We start from the raw sequence: 17,158 nt of genomic DNA on the forward strand, positions 1-17,158 counted from the left end.
CGCCGTCGGTTTCGCCTTCGGTTTCGCCTTCGGTTTCGCCTTCGGTTTCGCCTTCGGTTTCGCCTTCGGTTTCGCCTTCGGTTTCGGGTTCGGGGTCTATTAGTTGTTCGGGGACGGCGACTATGCGTTCGGTTTCGCGGGAGACGGCTTCGATCGCCAGACCGGCCGCGCCGATCGCCAGGCCGAGGGGCGGGTCGCAGATCGTCACGGCCGCGCCGAGGACCACGAGTGCCTCGCCGATCGATTCGCCGGCCTTGGCCGTGTCGTCGACTGCTTTCCCGAGCGACGGCAGGTCGTGGACGTTGCCCCAGGAGTCAACCGCTGTCTCGACCCGGTTCACCAGGTCCTGCGCGCGCGCCACCGCCTCGTCGACCCGGTTCCCCAGCGCCTGGGCGTGCTGCGCGACGTCCGCCTGCACCGCGAGCGCCTGATCCCGCAGGTGCTGCGCATTCTCCGCCGTACCGAGCGCCCGCGTCAGCCCGCTTACCGACGCGGTGATCTGATCGATCCCCGAATCGACAACGTTCCGCCCCAGGTGCGCATCGATCTCGTCGGCCGTCACGACCGACGCGTCGAGCTTCGCCTGCAGCTCGACCGCCCCCGGCGTCGCCCGGCTGACGCTGGTACCGAACATCTCGAACACATCATCAGTGATCATGACTCTCCCCCCGCCGTCACTGCGCGATCAGCAGTTCGGACGGATCGAGCCCCTCGGCGTCGACCCGCGTGGCGTTGTGGAACGCCTGCTGATCCAGCGCGTTCCGCGTGTTGATCGTCCCGACGTGCGGCCCGAAGGTGCACTCCTCCGCCGCCCCCTCCCAGTCGCGGCTTGCCGCGAACGCCTGGAACTTCGGGAACCGGAACGCCGGCCCCAGCGCCCACGACATACTCAGCAGACCCAGCTGCGCGTCCGCCGGCCAGTTGGCGAAGTCCGAGAACTCGGCCCGGCCGACCAGATAGTTCTCGTTCTGCACCAGCTTCTCCCCCACGATCCGGTCGATCTCACCGGAATCGAGGTGCAGGCTCGTCACCGGCGGCGCGAAGTGCCCGCCCCCGGCCGGCGCGAGGTCCATCCGGCTCTTCACCGCGTCCCACTCCTGCACGATCTCGTCGTACGACGCCGGCGTGTCGTCCGCCCGCAGCCACGCCAGCTCGGCCGCGAGCGCATGCGACGCCTCCCGCTCCTCCGCGGACGGCTCGCTCAGTTCGGTGTGACTGGCATCGATCAGGTTGCCCATCCCGGTCGTCACGAGCCCCTTCGCGTCCAGATACATGAACGCCAGCACGCCCTCGAGCGGCTCGTTGAACGTGACCCAGTAGTCCCGGACCGAATCCCACACGATGTACCCCCTTCATCGGTAATTCCCTTGCTCACCGATGATCCGCGGCACCCTTCAGCCAGTCTTAAACCCAGCTTCGAGCCCGGCCGCCCGGGAGGTTGCCTGCCGCAACAACGCGCGGCAGAGAGCAGGAGGCGTCAGAGCGCCGGGGGGCGGCGCTCGTACGGCGTGCTGAGCACGATCGTCGTCGTCGTCGAGACGTTCGCCCGGGCGCGGATGGTGGCGAGCAGATTCTCCAGGTCGTGCGGTGACGCGACCCGGACGACGAGGATGTAGCTGGAGTCGCCGGCGACCGAGTAGCAGGACTCGATCTCGCGGACCTTGCGGAGCCGCTCGGGCGAGTCGTCCGGCTGGGACGGGTCGATCGGCCGGATCGAGATGAACGCGGTCAGCGGCAGGCCGAGCTCGGAGTGGTCGACGGTGGCGGCGTAGCCCTGGATGATCCCGCGCTGTTCCAGCCGCTTGACCCGCTGGTGCACCGCCGACGTGGACAGGCCCGTCGCCTTCCCCAGGTCGGTGAAGCTCATCCTGCCGTCACTGGCGAGCAGCCCGACGATCTTGCGGTCCAGGTCCTCCATCCTGAAGACCCTACTGCCGGGACCGGGTGGCATGAAAGCATCTCCCCCATGGCTGAGACACGACAGCGCTTGATGCTGCTCGACACCGCGTCGCTCTACTTCCGTGCGTTCTTCGGCGTGCCGGACACGATGAAGGCTGCCGACGGTACACCGACCAACGCGATCCGTGGGCTGCTCGACTTCATCGCGCGGCTCGCCGAGAACCACAGACCGACCCATCTGGTCGCCTGCTGGGACGACAACTGGCGGCCCTCGTGGCGGGTCGCGCTGATTCCGTCGTACAAGGCGCAGCGGGTCGAGTTCGTCACTCCGAAGGGTGAGCAGGTCGAGGACGTGCCGGACCGGCTCGAGGTCCAGGTGCCGTACATCCGCGCCTGCCTCGACGCGATCGGCATCACGATCGTCGGCGCGCCGGACCACGAGGCCGACGACGTGATCGGGACGCTCTCGCACCAGGCGACGATGCCGGTCGACGTGGTCACCGGCGACCGGGACCTGTTCCAGCTGATCGACGACAGCCGCGGGATCCGGGTCATCTACACCGCGGCGCGCGGAGTCGGGCGGGCGGAGGTGTACGACGAGGCCGCGCTGCTCGCGAAGTACGAGATCCCGGCGCAGCGGTACGCCGACTTCGCCACGCTCCGCGGGGACGCGTCCGACGGCCTGCCCGGGGTGAAGGGGATCGGCGAGAAGACGGCCGCCTCCCTGGTCACGGCGTACGGCGATCTGGACGCGATCCGCGCCGCGGCGGCCGACCCGAGCACGCCGATGGCGCCTGGGGTGAAGAAGAAGATCCTGGCCGACAGCGACTACCTGGACGTCGCAACCAAGGTGGTCGCGGTCGCGAAGGACGCCCCGGTCGGGACGTACGACGCCACGATGCCGACCGAGATCAAGGACCCGGAGCGCTGGCTGGACCTGGTCGAGCTGCTCGAGCTGGGCAGCAGCGCCCAGCGGGTGATGGCCGCGCTCAACCTGGGGCCACGATGAGCGAGCGAAGCGAGCTCATGCAAAAGAAGAGCCGTGACGCTCATGCGCGCCCGGAGCGAAGCGGAGGGTTCGCATGAGGACCGTCGAGCTGGCGGAGACGTTCCGCGCGGAGATCGTCGCCCTGCGGCGGGCGCTGCACCAGGTGCCGGAGTATGACCTGAATCTGCCCAAGTCCCAGCAGCTGATCCTGGACGCGCTCGAGGGGCTCCCGCTGGAGATCACCCTCGGCAAGGAGCTCTCGTCGGTGACCGCAGTACTGCGTGGTGGCGCCGGACCGGGGCCCGTCGTACTGCTGCGTGGCGACATGGACGCGTTGCCGGTGACCGAGCGCACCGACGTACCGTTCGTGTCGCGGCATGTCGGGATGATGCACGCCTGCGGGCACGACCTGCACGTTGCTGGCCTGGTCGGGGCCGCGAAGGTGCTGTCGGCGATGCAGGCCGAGTTGGCGGGCGATGTCGTCTTCATGTTCCAGCCGGGCGAGGAGACCTCGGGTGGTGCGCCGATCATGATCCGCGAGGGCGTGCTCGACGCGGCCGGGCGGCGGGCGGATGCGGCGTACGGGCTGCATGTCGGGTCGGCGAGCCAGCCGTTGGGCATGTGGAGCAGCAGGCCGGGGGCGTTCATGGCCGCGGCGGACCAGCTGCACGTGCGGGTGGTCGGGGCCGGGACGCACGGGGCGACGCCGTTCCGCGGGAAGGATCCGATTCCGGTGCTGTGCGAGATCGTCGGGGCGTTGCAGACGATGATCACCCGGCAGTTCGACGCGTTCGACCCGGTGGTGCTGACGGTCGGGCGGATCGCGGGCGGGACGAAGGAGAACATCATCCCGGACGACGCGGTGCTGGACGCGACGGTGCGGACGTTCTCGGAAGCGTCGCGGGCCAAGGTGCAGCAGACGTCGGTGCAGCTGGTCGCCTCGATGGCGGAGGCTCATGGACTGACCGCGGAGGTGTCGTACGAGATCGGGTACCCGGTGACGGTGAACGATCCGGCCGAGTACGCCTTCGCACGGGCCACGATCGAGGACGTCTTCGGGCCGGACCGGTTCCGGGAGCGGCCCAACCCGCGGGTCGGCGCCGAGGACTTCTCCTACGTGCTGAACGAGGTGCCCGGCGTCTACCTCAACCTGAGTGCCTGCGCCTCCGCGGATCCGGATGCCGCCCCGGACAACCACTCGCCGTTGGCGAACTTCGACGACTCGATCCTGCCGGACGCGTCGGCGCTGCTGGCCGAGCTCGCGATCCGCCGGATGGTGCGATGAGTTTCCGGTCGCGGCGGATGGTGCTCAGGGTGGGTGAGGCGGAGGTCCAGGCGTTCGCCGACCAGCTCGGGTGGCCGCGGGTCGACGAGGCGGTCGAGGAGATCGGCGGGCTGGTGTCGCGTGAGGTCACGTGGGCGGCTGGGACTGGGTTGTCACTGCAGTACATCGAGGATCCGGCGTCCCTGCTTCGCTATCTCGTGGTCTGGGGTCCCGCCGAGGACGAGGTCGCCGCGCTCGCGCTCATGGTGGAGCGCGGAGTACCCGTGTGGAGTCTCGACGAGCTGCTGGCCGCGGCCGACGGCCCGGAGGCAGTGATTCGGGCCGGAGTTGGCGCGCCCGATTCCTACGACCAGCGGTTCTTCGAGTACGTCGTGGCGGCGATGACGGATCCCGATACCGCGGTGCGCGAGGCGGCGCTGTACGCGACGGCGTACTCGTCGTACCCGCAGTACCGGGAGAAGCTGGCCGACGTCGCCCAGAACGACCCCGACCCCGCTCGCCGCGAGGACGCCGACCTGATCCTCGAGTCGTTCTAGGGTTTGCGGCATGCCATTTGCTGAGGTGTCAGGCGGATATCTGTACTACGAGCAGCACGGCGCGGGCCCGGACGTCGTGCTGCTGAACGGCGGGCTGGCCGACGTACGGATGTGGGCCTCTACGGTGCCCTGGCTCGCGGAGGTCGTGCGAGTGACCACGTGGGACTGCCGCGATCGCGGGCTGTCGTCGGTGTCGACTTCGCCGTACGACGAGATCGGCGACCTGGCCGCGGTACTCGACGCGGCCGGGGTCTCGTCGGCGCTGCTGGTCGGGGTTTCGGATGGTGCGCGGCAGGCGCTGGCGTTCGCGCATCGGCATCCCGAGCGGGTACGGCGGGCCTGCGTGGTGGCCGGGTCGTTCGGCGAATTTCCGTCACCGACGGCCGAGGAGGAGGCGGCGCGGGTGGTGATGCGGGAGCACTTCGCCAGGCAAGCGAAGCTTCTCGACGACATCCCGGCCACGGCGGCGAACGATATCGCCGCCTGGTGTCCTGCCGTCTCGGAGTCCGACCGACGCCTGCTGGTCGGGCTGGCGATCGCGAACTCGCGCATCATGACGATGACCGAGGACAACGCGCGCGAACTCGATCCCCCGATCAAGCACCGGTTCGCGGAGGTCGGCGTACCCGTATCCGTGCTCGTCGGCGCAAACGACTTCCAGGGCAGGCAACTCTGGGCGCGCCGACTCGCCAGCCAGGCCCCCGATGCGACGCTCACCGTACTGCCGGCGGCCGACCACATGCCGATGTTCTCAGCTCCCGATGAGTTCCGGAGCTACGTCCTGAGCTTGCTGGCGTGAATTGATCGCGAGGACGGGGACGCCGGGTGGCGTCCCCGTCCTGTGCTCTTTGGTTAGCGGGCCATCGGTCGGCCTGCCGGGGCAGGGGCCGCCAAGGCAGCGGCTTCTTCGTCGATGTCGGTGACGGCGCCGGTGAACTGGGCGTTGTAGAGGCGGGCGTAGGCGCCGTCCAGGGCGAGGAGTTGGTTGTGGGTGCCCTGTTCGACGATTGCGCCGTCTTCCATCACCAGGATCAGGTCGGCGTCGCGGATGGTGGAGAGGCGGTGGGCGATGACGAAGCTGGTGCGGTCGGAGCGCAGGGCGGCCATGGCGCGTTGGACCAGGACCTCCGTGCGGGTGTCGACCGAGCTCGTCGCCTCGTCGAGGATCAGCAACTGCGGGTCGGCCAGGAACGCGCGTGCGATGGTGAGCAGCTGCTTCTCACCGGCGCTGACGTTGCTGCCTTCCTCGTCGATGACCGTGTCGTAGCCGTCCGGGAGGCTGTGGACGAAGCGATCGACGTACGTCGCCTTCGCCGCGGCCAGCATGTCCTCCTCGGTGGCCTTGAGGTTGCCGTACCTGATGTTGTCCCGGATCGTGCCGCCGAACAGCCACGTGTCCTGCAGCACCATCCCGATCCGGGAGCGCAGGTCGTGCCGGGTGAGCTCGGTGATGTCGACACCGTCGAGCGTGATCCGGCCGCTGTTCAGCTCGTAGAACCGCATGATCAGGTTGACCAGCGTGGTCTTGCCGGCCCCGGTCGGTCCGACGATCGCGACCGTCTGACCGGGCTCCGCGACCAGGCTTAGGTCCGTGATCAGCGGCTTCTCCGGAGTGTACGAGAACGATACGTGCTCGAACTCGACCCGGCCCCGCGCCTCCGTCACCTGCTCCGGCGTCGCATCGTCCGCAACCTGCTCCTCGGCGTCCAGTACCTCGAACACCCGCTCGGCCGAGGCCACCCCGGACTGCAGCAGGTTCGCCATCGAAGCGACCTGCGTCAGCGGCTGGGTGAACTGCCGCGAGTACTGGATGAACGCCTGGACATCGCCCAGCGACATCGTGCCGGACGCGACCCGCAGACCGCCGAGCACCGCGATCACCACGTAGTTCAGGTTCCCGACGAACATCATCACCGGCATGATCAGCCCGGAGATGAACTGCGCCCCGAACGCCGCCTTGAAGAGCTCGTCGTTCTTCTGCGCGAAGCTCGCCTCGATCTCCTTCTGCCGGCCGAAAACCTTCACCAGCTCGTGCCCGGTGAACGCCTCCTCGATCTGGCCGTTCAAGGCACCGGTGTGCCGCCACTGCGCGATGAACCGGGTCTGCGACCGCTTCGCGATCGTTGCCGTCAGCACCATCGTGATCGGGATCGTGATCAGCGCGATCAGTGCCAGCGTCGGCGAGATCACGAACATCAGCGCGACCACCCCGATCACCGTCAGCAGCGAGGTGAGCAGCTGGCTCAGTGTCTGCTGCAGGCTGGTCGAGATGTTGTCGATGTCGTTGGTCACCCGGCTCAGCAGCTCACCGCGCGGTGCACCGTCGAAGTAGCTCAGCGGCAGCCGGTTCAGCTTGTCCTCGACCTCTGCGCGCAGGGTGAGGACCGTCCGCTGGACGATGCCGTTCAGAATGTAACCCTGCCCCCAGGACAGGAAGAACGACCCGGCGTACAGCGCCAGGACCAGCAGCAGCACGTTGCGCAGGGCATCGAAGTCGATTCCGACACCGGGGACCAGGTCGATCCCCTGCAGGAGGTCCGCGAACCGAGCGTTGCCAGAGGCCCGCGTCTGCTCGATCACCTGCTCCTTGCTCAGGCCCTTGGGCAGATGCTTCCCGATCGCGCCGGCGAAGATGATGTCGGTCGCGCGCCCCAGCACCTTCGGCCCGATCACGGACAGACCGACGCTGCAGATCGCCAGCAGGATGACCCCGCTGACCTGCAACCGGTGCGGCTTCAACCGCCCGAGCAGCCGCTTGGCCGACGGGAGGAAGTTCATCGACTTGTCCCCGGGGATACCGCCCGGAGGCCCGAACGCCCGGCCGGAGGTCGGCCGCTCGGTCGCCTTCACGGTCTTCACGGCGCCCTCTTCGGAAGTCTGTTCGTCACTCATGCCGCCTCCTCCGCGGAACGCTGGGACTCGACGATCTCGAAGTACGTCGGGCAGGTGTCGAGCAGCTCCTCGTGCGTACCCTTGCCGACGATCGCCCCGTCCTCGATCACCACGATCTGGTCGGCATCGATGATCGTCGACACCCGCTGCGCGACGACCACCATGCACGCGTCCGCCGTCACCGGCCGGAGCGCCGCCCGCAGCCGGGCGTCCGTCGCCAAGTCGAGCGCCGAGAACGAGTCGTCGAACAGGTAGATCTCCGGCTTCCGGACCAGCGCCCGCGCGATCGCGAGCCGCTGCCGCTGACCACCGGACACGTTCGTCCCGCCCTGGGCGATCGGCGCGTCCAGCCCCTCGGCCATCGCCTCGACGAAGTCCTTGCCTTGGGCAATCTCCAGCGCGTGCCAGAGCTCCTCGTCGGTCGCCTCCGGGTTCCCGTAGCGAAGGTTGCTCGCGACCGTCCCGGAGAACAGGTACGGCCGCTGCGGCACCAGCCCGATCCGCTCCCAGAGCGCCTCCGGGTCGATGTCGCGTACGTCGATCCCGTCGACGAGCACCCGCCCCTCGGTGGCGTCGATCAACCGCGGTACCAGCGACAGCAGCGTCGTCTTGCCGGCGCCTGTACTCCCGATGATCGCGGTCGTCTGACCCGGCGACGCGACGAAACTGATGTCACGCAGTACCGGCTCGGCGGCGCCCGGGTACTTGAAGGAGGCGTTCTCGAAGACCAACTGGCCGCGACCGGTGAAGGACTTGATCGGTGTCACCGGCGGCCGCACCGACGAGTCGGTGTCGAGCACCTCGGAGATGCGGTCCGCGCAGACCGCCGCGCGCGGGACCATGATCATCACGAAGACGCCCATCATCACCGAGAACAGGATCTGGATCAGGTAGCTCAGGAACGCGGTCAGCGCACCGACCTGCATGGTCCCGTTCTCGATCCGGGACGCGCCGAACCAGAGCACCGCGACGCTGGACACGTTCAGGATCAGCATCACGGTCGGGAAGATCAGCGCCATCAGCCGGCCGGCCCGGATCGCGGTGTCGGTCAGGTTCTGGTTCGCCTCGCCGAAGCGCTCGACCTCGTGCGGCTCCCGGACGAACGCGCGGACCACGCGGATGCCGGTGATCTGCTCGCGCAGCACCCGGTTCACCCCGTCGATGTTCTTCTGCATCTTCCGGAACTGCGGGACCATCCGGCTGGCGATGAAGCCGACGCACGCGGCCAGCAGCGGTACGGCGACCGCGACCAGCCAGGACAGTCCGACGTCTTCCTTGACCGCCATGATCACGCCGCCGACCATCGTGATCGGCGCGGAGACCAGCATCGTCGTGGTCATCACGACCAGCATCTGGATCTGCTGGACGTCGTTGGTACTGCGGGAGATCAGCGTCGGCGCACCGAACTGGTTCACCTCGCGGGCGGAGAACTCCCCGACCCGGTGGAACACGGCGGCGCGGACGTCGCGGCCGAACAGCGCCGCGGTCTTGGCACCGAAGTACACCGCGGTGATCGTGCAGGCGATCTGCACGAGGCTGACCCCGAGCATCCAGCCGCCGGTGCCCACGATGTAGCCGGTGTCACCCTTGGCGACACCGTTGTCGATGATGTCGGCGTTCAGGCTCGGCAGGTAGAGGGAGGCGATCGTCCCGACCAGTTGCAGGAGGACCACCAGGGACAGGTTGCCTGCGTACGGACGCAGGTGCGTACGCAAGACGCGAAGTAACATCAATCATCCCCAGAGTTGTAAGGGTGGGCACCGTCGAGCGCGAACTCGGCGATGTCCTCGGTGACCGGTGGCTGACCTGTGGTGGAGTGCTTGCGGACACCGTCGAAGGCGAAGTCGACGATCTCCTCGGCAGTCAGCACGTGGCCGCCGGAAATCATTGGGTGGGTGGCGGAGAAGGTGAGCAGCCCGAGCCGGCGGACGACCTCTTCCGGCGGGTAGCTCAGCTGGTCCGCGTCGGGCCGGAGCAGGTCGGCGAAAGCCAGGTTTGAAAGCTCCACCTGGTGCTGCCGGCGTGCCTCGTCCATCGGGGTCGAGTACTTGAACTCGGGTGGCCGCCGGACCCGCAGCGAGAACAGCAGCTTGAACACGCGGCGCAGCCGCTGCTGGCCGACCTCGACCGCCGCGATGGTTCGCTCCCGCAGTGGCAGCGAGCGGTCCACGTGCTGCAGTTCCTCGATCAGGTCGGTCAGGTCGAACACGGTCGCCATCGCGGCCTCGATCAGCGCGTCCTTGCTGCCGAACGCGCGGAAGATCGTGCCCTCGGCGATCCCGGCCGCCTCGGCGATCTGCTTGGTGCTCACCTCGGCGCCGAACTCCTCGAGCAGCGGCAGCGCGGCCTGCACGATGGCAGCGCGGCGCTCCTCCGGTGGCAGTGGGGTTGCCCGTGGACTCACGGCATCAAAGGTAACTGAGTGAGTACTCACTCACAACTACATTTACCGCTCCGGCCCAGACCGGTTCGCCACCAGCGTGGAAACGCCGCCCAGGAGGTACTGCAGACCATACTCGAACGCGTGATCGGAGTGATGCGGACCGTCGAACTCACTCCCGACCGCGGTCCGTACAATGTACGGAGTTGACCTCAAGTCTGGTCCAGGTTCTACCTTCACGTTCTGTCGGTGGTGTGCGGAATCATCGACCTCCCCGAATGATCTGACGACCGGAGCGCCGCTGTGAGCATGGAGATGACCGCGTGGAACTCGCTGTACCACGCGATGCACGCCCAGGACGAGAAGAGACCCTTCTCCCGAGCCACCCTGCGACGGATCCTCGCCTTCGCCCGGCCGCACCGGATCCAGCTGACCTGGTTCCTGGTGCTCAGCGTCGGCGCCGCGGTCCTGGCGGTCGCGACCCCGGTGCTGGCCGGCCGGGTCGTCAACGCGATCGTCGGCGGCAAGCCCTTCGACGTCGTACTGCGTCTCTCGCTGCTGATCGCCTTGATCGCGGTCGCGGAGTCCGGGCTGAGCATGCTGACGCGCTGGTTGTCGGCGCAGATCGGTGAAGGGCTGATCCTGGATCTGCGGACCGCCGTGTTCGACCACATCCAGCGGATGCCGATCGCGTTCTTCACCCGGACCCGGACCGGCGCGCTGGTCTCCCGGTTGAACAACGACGTCATCGGGGCGCAGCGGGCGTTCAGCGACACGCTGTCAGGTGTGGTCAGCAACCTGGTGATGCTCGTGCTGACGCTGGTCGTGATGCTGCGGGTGTCGTGGCAGATCACGCTGCTCGCGCTGGTGATCCTGCCGATCTTCGTCATCCCCGCGCGCCGGATCGGGCGGCGGCTGGCCGCGCTCGGGCTCGAGGCGGCCGACTACAACGCGACGATGAGCACGCAGATGACCGAGCGGTTCTCGGCGCCCGGCGCGACGCTGGTGAAGCTGTTCGGGCGGCCGTCGCGGGAGTCGCTCGAGTTCGCCATCCGGGCGCGGCGGGTGCGCGACATCGGGGTGAAGACAGCGATGGTCCAGTGGACGTTCGTGACCTCGTTGACGCTGGTGTCGGCGCTGGCGCTGGCCGTCGTGTACGGGCTGGGTGGGTTCTACGCGTTGCGGGATCAACTGGACGCCGGTGCGGTCGTGTCGATGGCGTTGCTGCTGACCCGGTTGTACTCGCCGCTGACGGCGCTCGCGAGTGCGCGGCTCGAGGTGATGACGGCGCTGGTGAGCTTCGAGCGCGTCTTCGAAGTACTCGATCTGGAGCCGCTGATCAAGGACAAGCCGGACGCCGGGCGGGTTCCGGAGGGGCCGGTGTCGGTCGAGTTCTCCGGGGTGAGCTTCGCGTATCCGTCGGCGGACAAGGTGTCGTTGGCGTCGCTGGAGGAGGTCGCGAAGCTCGATACGCGCGGTGGGGTCGAGGTGCTGCACGAGGTGTCGTTCCGGGCCGAGCCTGGGCAGATGGTCGCATTGGTCGGGTCGTCCGGGGCCGGGAAGTCGACGATCGCGCAGCTGATTCCGCGGCTGTACGACGTGGACTCGGGCGCGGTGAAGCTGGCGGGGGTCGACGTACGGGATGTGTCGGCGGAGTCGCTGCGGGACACGCTCGGGATGGTGACGCAGGACGGGCATCTGTTCCACGACTCGATCCGCGAGAACCTGCTGCTGGCGCGCCCGGAGGCGTCCGAGGACGATCTGTGGGACTCGCTGGAGCGCGCCCGCCTCGGCGAACTCATCCGGTCGCTGCCGGATCAGCTCGACACGGTTGTCGGTGAGCGCGGCTACCGGTTGTCGGGCGGTGAGCGTCAGCGGCTCACGATCGCGCGACTGCTCCTGGCCCAACCCCGAGTAGTCATCCTCGATGAGGCCACCGCAGCCCTCGACTCCACCAACGAGGCAGCCGTCCAAGCCGCCCTCACCGAGGCCTTGATCGGCCGCACGGCGGTAGTAATCGCCCACCGCCTCTCCACCATCCGAGCCGCCGATCAAATCCTCGTCATCGAGTCCGGCCAGATCGTAGAACAAGGCACCCACACTGAACTCCTGGCGACGGGCGGCCGCTACGAAGAGCTCTACCGAACCCAATTCGACCAACCAAACCCCAACCAGGCCCTACCGGTGTGAACCTGATCCGCCTGAGGCGGATGGCCGAGTTGGTGGTGCGTGTGCGAGCTGGGAGGTAGTCGGGTTGCTGGGTTCGGGGCAGGATCTGGCTGGGTGTGCGGTGGTGATCCGGCCGGCTGATCCGCCGCGGGACGGACGGGTCGCGTTCTGGGATCCAGAGGGTGGGCAGTTGCCGCTCGGAGCCGGGGAGCAGGTGACGCTCGAGCTGAGCGTCGACGGTGGGCTGCAGTCGGTCCGCGCTATCGAGCTCTCGACCTCGGACGCCGTACCCATCCTCGGTCGGCTGCGCCGGGTGCCTGACGCGCACCCGTCCGCTGCGTTCTGGGGTGCCGCGTCGCTCGTCGCCCTCCAGCTGGTTGCCCGCGGCAAACTCCTCCCCGGCGTCTCCCCCGGCGGGTACGACGCCTGGCGCATCGGCCCACTGGACCCCGCCGACGTCGCCCGCATCCTGGAACTGGCCGAATCCATGCCCCCCACCGCCCGAGCCCTCCCCCTCACTCCCCCAGACTCGGCTGGGGGTGTGCGGTTGCCGGTGGCTGAGGAGTTGGTGCGGGGGTTTTTGGATGCGGTTGCGGATGGGATGCCGCGGTCGCCCGCGGCGGCCAAGGCGCATAGGACGAATCTGTTTGCTGGGGCGGCGCCGCAGCCCGTGGAGCGGTTGCGGGGGTGGGGGGATGAGGTTTCGGCGGGGCTTGACAGTGGGGTGCGGATCTCGTTGCGGCTGGAGATGGCGGACTCGCTGAGCTTCAGCGCCGCGGTGCAGTTGCACAGTTTGAAGGATCCGACGTTGGTGCGGGATGCGGATGACGTGTGGAGTGCCGACGTACCTGGATTTGGGCCGCGGGCTCGGATTGATGCGACGCTGGCAATTCGGCGAGCCGCTCGGGTGTGGCCGGCTTTGGCGCGCCTGCTGGAGTCGGCAGTTCCGGACCGGATGGAGCTGGCGGACGACGAAGTGGCCGAGCTGCTGGCTGGGTATGCGCAGCGGTTGGCGACGGCCGGCGTCGAGGTGCACTGGCCGCGGAGTCTCGGGCGTGCGTTGACGGCGCGGGCGGCGATCACTTCCGACGACAGGGCGCCGACAGATATGCCCAGCTTCTTCGGCGGCGACGCGACGCTCGACTTCAGTTGGCAGGTGGCGGTCGGGGACGATCCGCTGACCGAGGCCGAGCTCGACCAGCTCGCCGAGGCGACGCGGCCGGTGGTGAGGCTGCGCGACCAGTGGATGCTGATCGACCCCGAGCTCGCGCGGAAGGCGCGCGAACGGATCCTCAAACCGGTCACCGCGATCGACGGGCTGGGGGCGGCTCTTACGGGCACCGCCGAGATCGACGGTCGGCAGATCGCCGTCACGCCGACCAAGTGGCTGGACGACCTGCGCGCGCGGATCGCCGACCCCGACCACGCCGCCGGAGGCGAGGAGGTGGAGGCGCCAGCAGGTCTGCAGGCGACTCTCCGTGACTACCAGTTGCGGGGCTTGCGTTGGCTGGCGCGGATGACGTCGCTCGGGCTCGGCGGGTGTCTGGCCGACGACATGGGCCTCGGGAAGACCATCACGCTCATCGCGCTCCACCTGCATCGCCAGCAGACCGAGGTAACGACTGGGCCGACGCTGGTCGTGTGTCCGGCGTCGTTGCTCGGCAACTGGGAGCGGGAGGTACGCCGGTTCGCGCCGGATACCCCGGTGCGCCGATTCCACGGCGCCTCGCGGTCGCTCGACGACGCGCGCGACGGGTTCGTGCTGACGACGTACGGGACCTTGCGGCGCGACGCTGTACGGCTGGCCGGCCACGCGTGGGGAATGGTGGTCGCGGATGAAGCGCAGCATGTGAAGAACCCGTCATCAGGTACGGCGAAGGCGCTGCGGACCGTGCCGGGGCAGGCGCGGGTCGCGCTGACCGGTACTCCGGTGGAGAACAACCTGTCCGAGCTCTGGGCGATTCTCGACTGGACGACGCCGGGGTTGCTCGGGCGGTTGGCGACGTTCCGGAGTCAGTGGGCGGCGCCGATCGAGGCAGACAAGGACGAGGAGGTCGCGGCACGGCTGGCGAAGCTGGTCCGGCCGTTCCTGCTCCGGCGGCGGAAGTCCGATCCCGGGATCGCGCCCGAGCTGCCGCCGAAGACCGAGACCGACCAGCCGGTCTCGCTGACGCGAGAGCAGGTGGTGTTGTACGAGGCAACGGTTCGCGAGCTGATGGACGAAGTCCGGGCCAGTGACCGGATGATGCGGCGCGGGCTGATCGTGAAGCTGTTGACGGGGTTGAAGCAGATCTGCAACCACCCGGCGCAGTACTTGAAGGAGTCCGACGAAGCCCGGCTCACCGGCCGGTCGGGCAAGCTCGAGTTGCTGGACGAGCTGCTCGAGACGATCGTCGCGGAGGACGGCGCGGTGCTGGTCTTCACGCAGTACGTCGCGATGGCGCGACTGCTCGAGCGGCATCTCGCCGAGCGCGGGATTCCGACGCAGTTGCTGCACGGGGGTACGCCGGTGGCGCAGCGGGAGCGGATGGTGGATCGGTTCCAGGCAGGTGAGGTGCCGGTGTTCCTGTTGTCGTTGAGGGCGGCTGGTACCGGGCTGAACCTGACCCGCGCAGACCACGTCGTCCACTACGACCGCTGGTGGAATCCGGCGGTCGAGGACCAGGCGACGGACCGGGCGTACCGGATCGGTCAGACGCGGCCGGTCCAGGTCCACCGATTGATTGCCGAAGGCACCATCGAGGACCGGATCGCGGCCATGCTCAGCACCAAACGAGCCCTGGCCGAAGCAGTCCTGACCGGCGGCGAAGCTGCGCTGACCGAGCTGACCGACACCGAGCTCGCCGACTTGGTAGAACTCCGCCGAGGTACCAGATGAGCCGACTCGATGGGTGTGGGGGTGCCTATGAGTGAGGGGCGTGGGTTTCCGGCGTTCGGGGCGCAGCGGCGGAGCACCAGGGGGCGGTCGTGGTGGGCTCGGGCTTGGGTGCAGGCGATGGAGGACACGTCGCTGGACTCGGATCAGCTGCGCAAGGGTCGTCGGTACGCGAACTCCGGGCAGGTCGGGACGATCACGGTCAGCCCCGGGCGGATCGCGGCGACGGTTTATGCGCCTGAGGACACGTACGAATCCGTCGTACAAGTGGATGAGCTGAGCGCTGACGACTGGCGGCGGTTCAGCGAGCAGGTGGCGGCGCGGGCCGGGCACATCGCGGCGTTGCTCGACGGCGAGATGCCACACGATCTCGTCGAAGCAGCGGCCGACGCCGGCGTCACGCTCCTGCCAGGCATCGGCGATCTCGATCCGACCTGCACCTGCGACGCCTGGGAACTCCCCTGCCAACACGCCGCCGCCCTCTGCTACCAGGTCGCCTGGCTCCTCGACGCCGACCCCTTCATCCTCCTACTCCTCCGCGGCCAAACCCGCGCCCAACTCCTCGACCACCTCCAGCACCACACGCCGCCCAGCCACCCAGCCGACGCGCCTTCCGCCGGCGCACACCCGGCGGACGCGCACCCGTCCGACGCGCTCTTCTCCTCCGCGAACCCAGCCGATGGGGAATCCTCCGCGGACCTGTTCGGCGCGCGGCTGTCCGGAGGGGGCGGGGCTTGCCCAGGACGGGGCGGCGAGTTGGCTGGTGCGGTGGCGGGCGTGGCGGTTGCCGACGTACTCACGGCTGAGGTTGCCGACCTACCTGCACCGCCGGAGCTACCGGGGAAGGTGAGCGTTGACGATCTGCCTGTTAGCGGGATCGAACCGCCGGTCGGACTCGGGGCCGACGTGTTGCGCCTGCTCGTGCTCGATGCGGCGCGGCGGGCGCGGGTGTTGCTGAGTGCGCTGCTACACGGCACGCCGGAACCGCGGCGGCTCGACGAATGGCAGGACGCTGTCCGGCTGGCTGCTGACTTCCCCGAGCATGCCGACGCCCTGACCCAGGCGACCGGGCGAGAGCTTGCCTTGGGCATCCAAGCGTGGCGGTACGGCGGTGCGCCCGGCCTCGACGTGCTCGAGCAGACCTGGACCCCCGACCCGGCCGACCTCAACCGCGCCCGCACCGAACTCGAGGCCGCCGAACTCACCGTCACCGCTCAGCACAACCACCTCACCATCACCGCCGACAGCACCCGCCCTGTCATCACCGCCGGCGGCGACAGCCCTCCCGTCACCACCGACAGCGACCGCCTCGACCTCACTGGCCAGGGCGAGCAGCTAGTAGGAACCCCGGGCACGCAGCTTCGGCTCGATCGGGAGGGGCGGTGGCACCTGTACAAGCTGGTAGACGACACCTGGACTCCGGCGGCACCCGCGTCGGCTGATCCGCTTGTCGCGCTGGCAATCGACTGGTGAAACTCACGTGCGGCTCCACCGTGCCAACGGCTACCGTGATCCGCACCAGTTCGACGAGGAGGTGAAGTTGATGACCGCGCCGCGGCACGTCTGCCCGTCCATCAACTCTCCGAAAGGCTTCGCCGTTGTCTTGGCATACCCGCGTCGAACCAGACGTCAGCACCGTCCGTGAACTGACCCGCGCCGCCTTCGGCCGCGACTTCGAGGTCGAGTACCTCGACAAGCTGCACTCCGAACCTGCCTGCTGGCTGCCTGACCTGCTCCTGGTAGCAACCACCCCGGACGACCATCCGGTCGCCTACTCGCTGCTCAGCCGCTGCCACGTGGACGACATACCGATCCTGTCTCTCGGACCGGTTGCGGTCCTCCCGCAGTACCAGCAGCAAGGCGCAGGCAGCGCGACGGTCAACGCCGCCCTGGCCACCGCCCGCCTTCGCGATGAGCCGGCGGTCGTAGTGCTCGGCCACGCCGACTACTACCCCCGCTTCGGCTTCCGCCAGGCGACCGAGTTCGGCATCCACCACCCGGAGCACGACGGCCCCAACCTGATGGCGCTGAGCCTCAACGGCCGCGCCGTACCTCACGGACTGCTCACGTACTCCGTTACATGATTCCCCACCGAAAGGTGCCGACCTTGTCCTGGTACACCCGTCCCACCCGG

General features: G+C 68.5%; 14 protein-coding genes. 8 read left to right on the forward strand and 6 right to left on the reverse strand.

All coding sequences use genetic code 11. The features are described from left to right. From AB0E69_RS21360 to AB0E69_RS21370, 3 genes are all read right to left on the reverse strand, one after another. The coding region (locus AB0E69_RS21360; RefSeq protein ID WP_360148395.1) for a hypothetical protein at positions 1–643 on the reverse strand (643 nt) is incomplete at its 3' end. A 31-nt stretch (positions 644–674) separates the two neighbouring features. After that, positions 675–1,340 (reverse strand): hypothetical protein, encoded by a 666-nt coding sequence (locus AB0E69_RS21365; protein WP_360148398.1) that lies wholly within the window; start codon positions 1,338–1,340, stop codon positions 675–677. Between the two features lie 137 nt (positions 1,341–1,477). Beyond that, entirely contained in the window at positions 1,478–1,918 is a 441-nt protein-coding gene (locus AB0E69_RS21370) for an Lrp/AsnC family transcriptional regulator (RefSeq protein ID WP_360148401.1), read from the reverse strand. A 48-nt stretch (positions 1,919–1,966) separates the two neighbouring features. On the opposite strand from AB0E69_RS21370, the gene AB0E69_RS21375 reads away from it, so the two are divergent. The 4 genes from AB0E69_RS21375 to AB0E69_RS21390 all read left to right on the forward strand — a co-directional run bounded on the left by AB0E69_RS21375 (position 1,967) and on the right by AB0E69_RS21390 (position 5,507). Then, entirely contained in the window at positions 1,967–2,908 is a 942-nt protein-coding gene (locus AB0E69_RS21375) for a 5'-3' exonuclease (RefSeq protein WP_360148404.1), read from the forward strand. A 73-nt stretch (positions 2,909–2,981) separates the two neighbouring features. Next, entirely contained in the window at positions 2,982–4,172 is a 1,191-nt protein-coding gene (locus AB0E69_RS21380; protein WP_360148407.1) for a M20 family metallopeptidase, read from the forward strand. Further along, entirely contained in the window at positions 4,169–4,708 is a 540-nt protein-coding gene (locus AB0E69_RS21385) for a hypothetical protein (RefSeq protein ID WP_360148410.1), read from the forward strand. The genes AB0E69_RS21380 and AB0E69_RS21385 overlap by 4 nt, the downstream gene beginning before the upstream one ends. 10 nt (positions 4,709–4,718) lie before the next feature. Beyond that, positions 4,719–5,507, forward strand: coding sequence for an alpha/beta hydrolase (locus AB0E69_RS21390; protein ID WP_360148413.1), 789 nt, complete (start codon positions 4,719–4,721; stop codon positions 5,505–5,507). Between the two features lie 53 nt (positions 5,508–5,560). On the opposite strand, the gene AB0E69_RS21395 is transcribed toward AB0E69_RS21390, so the two are convergent. From AB0E69_RS21395 to AB0E69_RS21405, 3 genes are read right to left on the reverse strand one after another with little or no spacing between them, the layout of a single operon-like run. Continuing rightward, complete coding sequence (locus AB0E69_RS21395; protein ID WP_360148416.1) at positions 5,561–7,600, reverse strand: ABC transporter ATP-binding protein; 2,040 nt, start codon at positions 7,598–7,600, stop codon at positions 5,561–5,563. Then, a complete protein-coding gene (locus AB0E69_RS21400) occupies positions 7,597–9,330 on the reverse strand; it encodes an ABC transporter ATP-binding protein (RefSeq protein WP_360148419.1) in 1,734 nt (577 codons plus the stop codon). Before AB0E69_RS21400 ends, AB0E69_RS21395 begins: the two co-directional genes overlap by 4 nt. Next, positions 9,330–10,004, reverse strand: a complete 675-nt coding sequence (locus AB0E69_RS21405) for a TetR/AcrR family transcriptional regulator (RefSeq protein ID WP_360148422.1) — start codon at positions 10,002–10,004, stop codon at positions 9,330–9,332. Before AB0E69_RS21405 ends, AB0E69_RS21400 begins: the two co-directional genes overlap by 1 nt. A 291-nt stretch (positions 10,005–10,295) precedes the next feature. Here AB0E69_RS21405 and AB0E69_RS21410 point away from each other — a divergent pair, with 291 nt between their 5' ends. The 4 genes from AB0E69_RS21410 to AB0E69_RS21425 all read left to right on the forward strand — a co-directional run bounded on the left by AB0E69_RS21410 (position 10,296) and on the right by AB0E69_RS21425 (position 17,108). After that, positions 10,296–12,170: an ABC transporter ATP-binding protein gene (locus tag AB0E69_RS21410; protein ID WP_360148539.1), complete on the forward strand. Its 1,875-nt coding sequence runs from the start codon at positions 10,296–10,298 to the stop codon at positions 12,168–12,170. Positions 12,171–12,273: 103 nt separating this feature from the next. Beyond that, on the forward strand, positions 12,274–15,027 hold the full coding sequence (locus AB0E69_RS21415) for a DEAD/DEAH box helicase (RefSeq protein WP_360148425.1): 2,754 nt from the start codon (positions 12,274–12,276) through the stop codon (positions 15,025–15,027). 117 nt (positions 15,028–15,144) lie between these two features. Then, the gene (locus AB0E69_RS21420; RefSeq protein WP_360148428.1) at positions 15,145–16,497 is read left to right on the forward strand and encodes an SWIM zinc finger family protein; all 1,353 of its coding nucleotides are present in this window, start codon (positions 15,145–15,147) and stop codon (positions 16,495–16,497) included. 125 nt (positions 16,498–16,622) lie between these two features. Further along, complete coding sequence (locus AB0E69_RS21425) at positions 16,623–17,108, forward strand: N-acetyltransferase (protein ID WP_360148431.1); 486 nt, start codon at positions 16,623–16,625, stop codon at positions 17,106–17,108. The last annotated feature ends 50 nt before the right edge of the window (positions 17,109–17,158 follow it).

The organism is Kribbella sp. NPDC026611 (genome assembly GCF_040638345.1).
Taxonomy (GTDB): domain Bacteria; phylum Actinomycetota; class Actinomycetes; order Propionibacteriales; family Kribbellaceae; genus Kribbella.